Raw genomic sequence first — 8971 nt, 5'->3', positions numbered from 1 at the left:
GGGGCAAGCGCCCGAGCAACACTCGCCCGTGATCAACAGACCCAGCATTACCGACGGCCAGCCGCACACAGACCACTTCTTCAGCAGCCTCCTAGGCACCGCCGAAACGACGCAACTGCGCCAGCATGTCGGCGCGCACGTCCTCGATAATCTCCGCGCGCCGTTCATCGGTGACCCAGCCGCCGCGACCTTCGATTTCAGCCTCGAGGGCCTCATCAACCCGCCGCCGGAACTCGGCGTTGCGGGCGTCCTCGTCGGCCGCCCAGCGGCGCAGGTCAGCGAGCTCATCACCCGTGCGGCCGGGATCGACTTCGGGTTCTGACTCAGGAGAGGTGAACTCGACGTCGGGGAACTCGATGTTGCGGGCGCGGATCGTCGCGGTGGCGAGATCATCCATCGCGCCCTGCAGTGTGCTCAGTGCCTCATCGAATCCGGCGGGGTTGGTCATGAGGATGTCACCACCCCAACGCCTCGAGGACTTTCTCGGTCTGCGGGATGGCGGCCTCGCAAGGGTTCATCGGGTCATCGGACGATCCGGCGACCGCTACGGCCAGCAGGTAGCCGTCCGGAGTGTCGGGAGTCTGGACCGACGCACGGCACAAGGAAATGTCTTCCTGAGTGTGCCGGTACATGGTCCCGTCTCCGATTGGGTATTCGCCGGAGACGGTGGTGTCGAGGACGATGTTGACGTCGAACGGCTTGCTCACCGACATCTCGAGTGATCCGTACCCTTCGCGTACCGGCCATTCGCAGCCCGGCAGACCGCGTTCGGTGGTCGGCGTCGGCGGTTCGGTGATCTCGCCTTCGGTCAGTGGCGCGAGGTCCTCGGGACTCAACACGTCGCACAACTGTTCTGCGGTGACGTCTGTGGGATTGTCGACGGGTGCATCCGCCCAGCTCGATGTCTCGCCAGAGGCGGTAGTGGATTCCACCGTGTCATCAGACGAGTTGTCACCACATCCACCCAAGAAGAGCATGATCGAAGCCGCGACGATTGCCGTCGGCAGCGGTTTCCCACGAGGTTTCACGGTTGGTCCTCCCAGAGTTCGTCTCCACTTCCGGGATCGTAGGCAGTGGAGGGTGTGGCGGTTACACGACGGACTTCGGTCGCAGTGCCGACGTCAGTGACGAGTTGCTTGGCGTCCGCGGTGTCGTCGATGAAATCGGTGAAGGGCTTAAGTTCGTCCTTGACCATGTCTTCGGCGGTTCCGTGGGCAAAGCCCACAGGATCGTTGCAGAATGCGATGAAGGTTTTCACGGCGTCGATACCCGCCATCAGCTGCTCGATCATGGCGTCGGCCGCTGTGGCGACCTCGTACAGCATGCGCGACACCTCGGCAACGGCCGTGGCAGTTCCCGCTCCCGGTACGAACCTCGCCGCCATCTTCAACGCTCCGGTGAAGCTGTCGACCTTGACGATCCGGCCGAGCCCCTTCTTGACCAGTTCAATGATGGCCTTGGCAGTTTCCTCCAGCTGGTCCGCGGCGAGCGACAACCCACGCTCCAACAGTCGTCCAACGGAACCTTCCCAGTTGAGGCCTTTCACCATGTTGATGCTGTAGCCGGTGTAGGCAACTGCAGCGCTGCCATTCCAATGCGCATCGATTTCGGCGTGACCACTCGTGAGGTCTCCGGCGATGGTGTCGAACGCAGTCCCCGACTTGCCGTAGGTCTTGCCGATCCGCTTCAGCTCCATCCAGTTGCCGGCGACCGGTTCGAGCGCTTGTTGGATGGGACTCCAGCCCTGGGTCAAGGTCGCGATGGCCGAATCCGCGTCTGCCAGCCAACCCGCGGACTCTTCGATGAGTGCGTTCCAATCCACACTCTCGGTCGGCGGTGGCTCGACGTCGATCTCGCGCGGCGCCGTGAGTACGACGGCTCCGGGAACGTCGTCGACGACCGGAACACGAACCACCGGATCGGGAGCCGTCCCGAGCACGACCTCGGCCGGCGGGATGAACGGATTGGTGTTGTATTCCTGTTCGCGAGTGTGGGCGATCCCGAGGGCAGCCTCTCGGTCCGTGCTCGCGTAGTCCCAAGCTGCCTGTTTGAGGTTCACTGCCGTCCCGTGCAACGCCGGACTCAACGATTTCTGTCGTGAGACCGTTGCGTCCAGGAGGCCGTCGATGGGCGATTTGAGGTTGCCCATCAACCCTTTGAACTCACCTGTCGACCCTGCATGGCCACTGACCATGTTGACCGTCCGCAGAACGTTCCTGTTCAAACCCAGGACATGATTCCCCAACCCGCTGATCCACTCCGGATCAGCCTTCAGTACTTCCCCCAACCGTCCCGACCCCCCGATCGTCACCCCGCACCCCCGTGCAGGTCGGATTCGACCGTATCAAGTGGGTCGGTTGACTCGGCTCGACGGCATCGGCGTCGCGAGCCGCTCACGAAACGTCCCGGGCACTGGCCTATCCTCGGTCCGACGGATCGGACAGTGAGGTACCACCCGGATGAACTACGAGATGGCCATTGCCGCCTTCGGGATCGGCATCGTCATCGGCTTGACCGGTATGGGCGGCGGCGCACTGATGACCCCGACGCTGGTGCTGTTGTTCAACGTTCCCCCGCTGACCGCTGTCTCGAGCGACCTCGTTGTCAGCGCCGCCACCAAACCCGTCGGAACCGTGGTGCACATGCGCAACGGCACCATCCACTGGAAGATCGTGCTCTGGCTGGTGGTCGGGTCGGTGCCGGCCGCGTTCTGCGGAGCGCTGGTGATCGCCTGGGTGGGCCCGCTGGCCGGGGTCAGCGAATTCGTGAAGACCGCGCTCGGCGTCGTCCTGCTGATCGCGGCGGCCGGGCTCGTCGGCCGCGCCTACCTCACCCTGCGACAGAACATGACCGGCCACGCGGCGGCCGCCGGCCCGTCCGGCAGAGACATCGCCGTACGAGTAGTGCCCACCGTGCTGGTCGGAGTGATCGGCGGGCTGGTGGTGGGCCTGACCTCGGTAGGCTCGGGCTCCCTGGTGATCATCGCGCTGATGACCATGTACCCGCTGCTGTCGGCCAACTGGCTGGTGGGTACCGACCTCGCCCAAGCTGTCCCCCTGGTCATCGCGGCCGCCGCCGGGCATCTACTGTTCGGCGACGTCGACTGGAGTGTGGTGCTGCCACTGCTGGTCGGCAGCATCCCCGGCGCCTATTTCGGGGCCCGCCTGTCGTCGCGGGCATCGGCCGGTCTCGTCCGCCGCGCCCTGGCGTTGGTGCTGCTGACCGCGGGACTGAAGATGCTGGGTGTCAGCAATCTGTTCACGCTGGTCGGGTTGGGTGTCGCGCTGGTCGCGGGGACTGTCGGGTGGATGCTGGTGCGCACCCGCTACGGACTCAAGGCGACGAACTGGCAGGATCGTCGGGTCGCGGTCCGCAGCCAGAATTCGTCTGACTGAGCTCGCCCATTCCAGCTGGTCACAGCATTGTTTTTCCCGAGTCTCGGCGTCTCTTGCATGGGCGAATCGATAATCAACTATCGTTGAGGTTCAGGCTTTCGCAACCGGCCCCTTCTCTCCCGACCGGGACCGGACGAAAGCCTCCTGGGCGCCCCACCGGACCGACCCCCGACTGGTCCGGTGGGGCCCTCTTATGTCTCGCGCTTTTCACGCCCGATCGGCGTCCGTTGCGTCACTGCCGGCGTCTGCCTTCCATGATTTCGAGTGTTCGCCGGTTGGCGGCCGCGTGATCGCTGCGGAATATGCCGATCGGCGCCGCGAGGATGTGGTCCGCGCCGGATTCGGTCACCCCGAGGAGGTCGACCAGCGACGCGCGTGCCTCGCGTTCGCTGTCGGCGTCGGCGATGACTGCCATCACCTGGCGCGGATGGGAGTGCGCGGCGACCACCGCCCGCAGTGCCTCGATGCGCTCGGTCTCGTCGTCTTCGTCGCTGCGACGGTTCCTTCGGGCCGGACGCTCATCGTGCACCGGCCCGTCCCATTCGAACAGCGAGTCGGGCAGCGTCTCGGGCGCGCTCAGTCCGTCGACGGTGAGGGCCACCGTTCCGTCGGGTGTCGCCAACCGGATCAGTACGCCCGTGGCGTCGTCGAAGGTCATCTCGATCGGATCGCGCTTCGGGGCCCGCAGCCGGATCGACCAGGCGGCACGTCCGTCGATGGCGCGCTGTTCGGCGTCGCCGTCCACGGCCATCGACGTGCTCATCTTGTGGAGCAAAGATTCGCGGCCGAGGAGATCGAGCGGGCTGAACCGGGCACCGAGCATCGGCAGGCGGATGTCACCGCCGAGTCGGCGCATCCGGCCATCGACCCGCACCACCGCGGTGGCGCCGGACGCAATGTACACCGGTTGGCCCTCGTGTTCCACGCGCCACCTGCCGCCGGGAGCGTGCTGGAAGTCGACACGTGAGGCCTCGTTCTTCTCTGTGACGGTCAGTGTTCCGCTGAGGCATATCGCTTCTGCGGCAGCGTTGCGGCCGGCCAACTCGATCCACGACGGTGTCCCCATCAGGTCAGGGTAGATCGGTGGTGTGAGTTCCCACGTGAACCGGCCTCGATGAATATTCAATTCTCCGATCGCACTTCGCGCCCTACGCTGGACTGATGTCGTCAACAGGAACCGTCGAGACCTGGCATCAGGAGTTGGGTTGGGGTGTCATCGTTTCGGCGGATACGCCGGGCGGGACGTCCGCGGATTCGTGGTCGTTGCTGGTGGAGGCCGTCGCCGACCCGTCTGACCCCGGGCTGATGGGCTTGCGCCCCGGCACCGCCGTGGAGTTCGAGTGGTCGGCCACCGCCCCACCGGACAACGGCTGCGACTATGTCGCGGGTGCGGTGTGGCCGGCCGGAACGACGCCAAAGCGTCGACCGTCAGGACCGTTCATGACGCGGCTGTGGCGCAGCGTCGGCGATCCCGGACCGGACGGTTTGGCGACCATGCGTGAGTCCGTGATCGATGACTTCGACGTACCCCGAACCGAGCCGCCGACCCTGCCGACAACCACGGGCACCGTGCACACCTGGCACAGCGAGGAGGGCTGGGGCGTGCTCAGTTCCGACGCCACGCCCGGCGGCGCCTGGGTGCACTTCTCTGAGGTCGTCGGCAGCGGTTTCCGAACCCTGACGCCGGGCGAAGCCGTCGAATTCGACTACGAGAACCGCGGGGCGGAGGGATACGACTTTGAGGCGTTCAACGTACGTACCAAGCCGAGTGAGGACGGGTCAGTAGCAAAGGAGTGACGATGACCGTAAATGCATACCGTGAACGATCCCCAGCCGACTGGCTTTTCAGTCAGGATGAGGACTGGGCCGATCTGGCCACCCTCGCTCCGCTCGGCTACGAGCGGTATGCGCGTCTGCGTTTCGTCCCCGACCCCGAGTTCCTCGGCCAACGCGAAAGTGACGTCACCGTTCCCGATCGCGGCGGTCCCGATCCGTCGGAAATCTGGCAGATGGGTGCCGCGGCACAGGTCCTCGCGCGTCACACAACCACTCCTGACGACTGCTTCTACCTGATCTGGGAGGGCTGGCCCAAGGTCGCCGCGCTGAGCACCGGGCTGGGAGCCGCCAAGATCGACCTCGCGGACGACCGCGGCTCTGTTGTCCGCTCCTACTACCTGTACCGCGGGGACACCGATCTCATCGGATGGGACGACGACGACGGCGAAGGACTCGGACCACGGCTCCCCATGCCGGCCTTCGTGTGGCCGGCCGACCGGGCCTGGTGCATGGTCCGCGACGTCGATCCGCACTTCGCCAGCATCGGGGCATCGTCGGCGGGAATCGCTGATCTACTTGATGATTTGCGCATCGATGTCGTGGAGGACGAATTCCCTCGAGAGCCGCCGTGGTATGCGTGAGCGTTGCTGCAGACGCGTAACGCGTTGACAGCACTGCTACCGTGATGTGGTGACTCGACCGAAAGGCGCATGAGCGCCGCGTGTTCTGGGCGGACGACGTTTCGCCCCTCCAAAATGTTCTTCAGTGCCGGCTATGTTTGGGTGCTTGATGCCATCCAGCCCGTCGCCGCGCTCTTCGATCCCGCTCCCCGGGAGTTCGTCCGGCTGGTGTCGTGGCCGGAGATGGCCTCGGATCTGCGGCCACGCTCTCGTCGTCAGATCGAAGTAGACGAGCAGGGGTTCTGGATTCAGTACGCGCCCGAAGAACCCTTGGGACGCATCGGCCCAGACGGACTGAAGTTCGCGACCTACACCCACGGCGCAGAACTCATCTGCTGCGGTGTCGACGGCGCCTGGCTGCGAACCCGGAACCCAAGCCCACGCGACATTTCCAGAATGCCGGACCGCCCACCACAGCAAGAACCGAAATCGACGCTGCTGCATGTTGACCGGAACGGCACGATGACGACTATCCCCGTCGACGGCATCGTTTGGCACACCCAGGCCGAAGAAGGCACATTGTTCGTGTCCGTACACCACGAGCCATGGGCACGCGTGCTCGTCGACTACGGCGACACACCACCGCCCTCCGGTGGTGATCGCTATCGGGTGGTGTGGGCGAATTCGGGGTTGTCGGTGCGACTGGACACCCCGCACCCAAATGCTCTGATGCGCCCAGAGCACATCGCGACCACCTGGTCCAAGGACACGAGCTACGCCCAGGACTATGCCGACGAGACCTATAACGAGGCGCACTTGCGCAAGCGGGCTGTCGGACATGGCGTGCGGTGGCACTGGGGCCGCCGAGCCCGCGGCGACAAGCACACGATCGTACGCGCATACGCAGACACGGGAACTGGCCCCGAGCTGTTGTGGGCGAATGATATTAGCGATCGGCGGGTCATGCTCGGCACCGCAGAGCACCACCGCGCTTGGTTGTTGACCCGAGGGTCCACTCGTTCAGGTGGGCGAACCCGGCTCGAGGTGTGGGATGCGGATGCGCAGTCGGTCTCAACGGTGTCAGCGATCGACGACATCGACATTTCTGCACACCGTTGGCCGCTCCGACCGAAGCCCGTCGACCACGACTCGTATGCGCAGTGGTGCGTGACCTTCTTCGACGGAACACGGTTCGCCGACCAGGTGTCTGATGTACGTGCGGAGTTGGTCGGAGACTGGCCCGACGGAGTCGTCGAACTCACCTACCGGCACATCGCTTATCCGGGACTCTTCATCCGCTCCCGGGTCGGTATCTACGACGCGCTCGGGCGCAAACGACAAGAGCCGTTCGACTGGATACTCACCGCACTACTCGAACAAGCAGGCACCCATGCCTATCCGTCCGCGTCGCTTGCCGTCGACGGGGTGTTGTACGCATGACCGACATGTGATGCCTCGTGCGAGGTACGGAATTGTGTTGCCCAACTTTGCGAGAATGGTCTGATGATGCGTTACACCCTCGACCACGGGAACCCGTTGCCACCGGGGTGGAGCCATCTGCCACGAGCGGAGAACGATCGGGCCTGGGAGTTGTTCGTCGAACGATTCAGATCATTCCGGCCGAGCCTTCAACCGGAAGGCTGGCCTGCCGTGGTCGAGCCGACTCCGTCGGTGACCTTCGATCTGTCTGTCCCGGAGAACACGCCCGGTGTGTGGAGCGCGCAGTTCGACGCGATCAACGCCGAAGCGCAGCGTTGTTTCGTCAGCCTGTTCGACGATCCCGAATGGATAGTGCTCGAGTGGCAGAGTGATGGGTATCGCCTCAATGCCAGAGAGCATGCCGACACGTTCGACACCGAGTGGCCGGCGACGGTGTACCCGAACGGCGACTACTACATCTTCGCCCGTCCGGATTTCAGCACCGGAACGTTCGGGCACCCGTGGGAGAAGACGCTGTGTGTGTTCGGCAACGACTTGGTCCACACGCTGGGACGGACACTGGCGACATGGCTGCCGAGGAAGCGCGTGAACGGGAACGCGGTTTCGGAGGAGACACATGATGACGCACTGTGACGCTCCGGCGGTCACGCGATCCATGGCCGCTGAATCATGAACGTGCTACTCGCCGAGGCTGGACTATCCGAATGCGCCAGAGACGCAGCGTGTAGCGCGGATTTCAGCGGACCGTTCCCCATCGGCATTGCGTTGCTCATCCTGCTTCCAGTGTGGTTCACGCTGTCGATGTTTGCGACAGTCGACGTCATCAGCCGACACATCGGCTTTCGGCGTAGCGTGATGTGGCTTGGCGTCGTGTGGGTCATTCCGATCGTGGGTGTGGTCGTGTGGCATTTGAGTCGTCGCGCCGCGCCGCATTACCATCGCGAAATGACTTGAGCGAGATTCTCGAGGCTCTTGCCGAATCGTCTGTGTTCATGGGCCGGGGATTGTCTAGGCTGCTCCGATGGGCCGCTACCACGACTACTTGTTCCGCTACGAAACGCTGCTGTCCGGCACGTGGACCCCCAATGCCGGCATCGTGGTGACGTCGAGTGTCTTGCCTGTGGCGTGGATGGGCGCACTCGAGCGTATCGGCCGTGACCTCAGGGTTCGGCACTTCAACGGCGCCATCGCCCACATTCGATTTGAGGCCGAGCACAGACAATTTCGTGACGTCGACGAGGACGACTACATCTGGTTGTCGAGCGATGTCACCCCCGTAGGAGGCACGGCCCACGGATTGGCGCATTCCGGCCAGGGTGTCCTTGCTGATGCCGACGAGGAAACCGTCGCCGTGAGCTGCGCAGACCTTGTGCAAGACCAGATCGCCCGGGCAGGAATCGTGTGGCCTCGCGGGCGCGCCGGAGGCTTCATGGGGGCAGTTCTCGTCGAAGGGGTAGGCACCTGGAGCGACGGTCGTGCCGACCAGTACACAGTGATCGGCGACCTCTCAGTCTGACTTAGGAGGTCGCCTCCGGTCCACCAGCTCGACCTCCAAGGCGACACTGAAGTGGGTCGCCAACAGCATGTTCGAAGTCCGCACACACGAATCGGCCGACGACGCTCGCGACTTCGTCGAAGGTTTCGGCGTGGAGCTGACGTCCCAGGACCACATCGACTATGGCGAAGTGCAGAGCTCGTTCATGGATCCGAGCGCCTACATCGTCGTCACCACGCCTTCGC

At 64.2% G+C, this 8971-nt stretch carries 11 protein-coding genes; 7 read left to right on the top strand and 4 right to left on the bottom strand.

From position 1 onward, the window contains the following. Positions 1-91: 91 nt before the first annotated feature. From ACIGKQ_RS22505 to ACIGKQ_RS22495, 3 genes are read right to left on the bottom strand one after another with little or no spacing between them, the layout of a single operon-like run. Positions 92-448 carry a hypothetical protein gene (locus ACIGKQ_RS22505; protein ID WP_396575007.1) on the bottom strand — a complete coding sequence of 119 codons (357 nt, stop codon included), beginning with the start codon at positions 446-448 and terminating at the stop codon, positions 92-94. Between the two features lie 7 nt (positions 449-455). Continuing rightward, positions 456-1028, bottom strand: a complete 573-nt coding sequence (locus ACIGKQ_RS22500; protein ID WP_396575006.1) for a DUF3558 family protein — start codon at positions 1026-1028, stop codon at positions 456-458. After that, positions 1025-2149 carry a hypothetical protein gene (locus ACIGKQ_RS22495; protein ID WP_396575005.1) on the bottom strand — a complete coding sequence of 375 codons (1125 nt, stop codon included), beginning with the start codon at positions 2147-2149 and terminating at the stop codon, positions 1025-1027. The genes ACIGKQ_RS22500 and ACIGKQ_RS22495 overlap by 4 nt, the downstream gene beginning before the upstream one ends. Positions 2150-2459: 310 nt before the next feature. Between ACIGKQ_RS22495 and ACIGKQ_RS22490 the strand changes: the two genes are divergently transcribed. Continuing rightward, positions 2460-3395 (top strand): sulfite exporter TauE/SafE family protein, encoded by a 936-nt coding sequence (locus ACIGKQ_RS22490; protein ID WP_396575004.1) that lies wholly within the window; start codon positions 2460-2462, stop codon positions 3393-3395. 232 nt (positions 3396-3627) lie between these two features. Here the strand turns inward: ACIGKQ_RS22490 and ACIGKQ_RS22485 are convergent, their stop codons facing one another. After that, positions 3628-4461, bottom strand: coding sequence for a hypothetical protein (locus ACIGKQ_RS22485; RefSeq protein WP_396575003.1), 834 nt, complete (start codon positions 4459-4461; stop codon positions 3628-3630). Between the two features lie 95 nt (positions 4462-4556). Between ACIGKQ_RS22485 and ACIGKQ_RS22480 the strand changes: the two genes are divergently transcribed. The 6 genes from ACIGKQ_RS22480 to ACIGKQ_RS22455 all read left to right on the top strand — a co-directional run bounded on the left by ACIGKQ_RS22480 (position 4557) and on the right by ACIGKQ_RS22455 (position 8747). Further along, positions 4557-5192 (top strand): cold-shock protein, encoded by a 636-nt coding sequence (locus ACIGKQ_RS22480; protein ID WP_396575002.1) that lies wholly within the window; start codon positions 4557-4559, stop codon positions 5190-5192. 2 nt (positions 5193-5194) lie between these two features. Further along, positions 5195-5812, top strand: a complete 618-nt coding sequence (locus ACIGKQ_RS22475; protein WP_396575001.1) for a hypothetical protein — start codon at positions 5195-5197, stop codon at positions 5810-5812. A 141-nt stretch (positions 5813-5953) separates the two neighbouring features. Beyond that, entirely contained in the window at positions 5954-7231 is a 1278-nt protein-coding gene (locus ACIGKQ_RS22470; RefSeq protein WP_396575000.1) for a hypothetical protein, read from the top strand. 63 nt (positions 7232-7294) lie between these two features. Further along, positions 7295-7864 (top strand): DUF2716 domain-containing protein, encoded by a 570-nt coding sequence (locus ACIGKQ_RS22465; protein ID WP_396574999.1) that lies wholly within the window; start codon positions 7295-7297, stop codon positions 7862-7864. A gap of 36 nt (positions 7865-7900) precedes the next feature. Further along, entirely contained in the window at positions 7901-8185 is a 285-nt protein-coding gene (locus ACIGKQ_RS22460) for a PLDc N-terminal domain-containing protein (RefSeq protein WP_396574998.1), read from the top strand. 67 nt (positions 8186-8252) lie between these two features. Next, entirely contained in the window at positions 8253-8747 is a 495-nt protein-coding gene (locus ACIGKQ_RS22455) for a hypothetical protein (RefSeq protein ID WP_396574997.1), read from the top strand. Positions 8748-8971 lie beyond the last annotated feature (224 nt).

It is taken from the genome of Gordonia sp. NPDC062954, from assembly GCF_044543825.1.
In the GTDB taxonomy this organism is placed as follows: domain Bacteria; phylum Actinomycetota; class Actinomycetes; order Mycobacteriales; family Mycobacteriaceae; genus Gordonia; species Gordonia tangerina.
Note: the sequence above shows the minus strand (reverse complement) of the source record. Positions and strands in the feature narration are given on the sequence as shown.

Excerpts from the sequence above, each read along its gene's own strand:
- ACIGKQ_RS22505 (WP_396575007.1), bottom strand. The coding sequence starts at position 448 with ATGACCAACCCCGCCGGATTCGATGAGGCACTGAGCACACTGCAGGGC.
- ACIGKQ_RS22495 (WP_396575005.1), bottom strand. The coding sequence starts at position 2,149 with ATGGGCAACCTCAAATCGCCCATCGACGGCCTCCTGGACGCAACGGTC.
- ACIGKQ_RS22490 (WP_396575004.1), top strand. The coding sequence starts at position 2,460 with ATGAACTACGAGATGGCCATTGCCGCCTTCGGGATCGGCATCGTCATC.
- ACIGKQ_RS22485 (WP_396575003.1), bottom strand. The coding sequence starts at position 4,461 with ATGGGGACACCGTCGTGGATCGAGTTGGCCGGCCGCAACGCTGCCGCA.
- ACIGKQ_RS22480 (WP_396575002.1), top strand. The coding sequence starts at position 4,557 with ATGTCGTCAACAGGAACCGTCGAGACCTGGCATCAGGAGTTGGGTTGG.
- ACIGKQ_RS22475 (WP_396575001.1), top strand. The coding sequence starts at position 5,195 with ATGACCGTAAATGCATACCGTGAACGATCCCCAGCCGACTGGCTTTTC.
- ACIGKQ_RS22465 (WP_396574999.1), top strand. The coding sequence starts at position 7,295 with ATGATGCGTTACACCCTCGACCACGGGAACCCGTTGCCACCGGGGTGG.
- ACIGKQ_RS22460 (WP_396574998.1), top strand. The coding sequence starts at position 7,901 with ATGAACGTGCTACTCGCCGAGGCTGGACTATCCGAATGCGCCAGAGAC.
- ACIGKQ_RS22455 (WP_396574997.1), top strand. The coding sequence starts at position 8,253 with ATGGGCCGCTACCACGACTACTTGTTCCGCTACGAAACGCTGCTGTCC.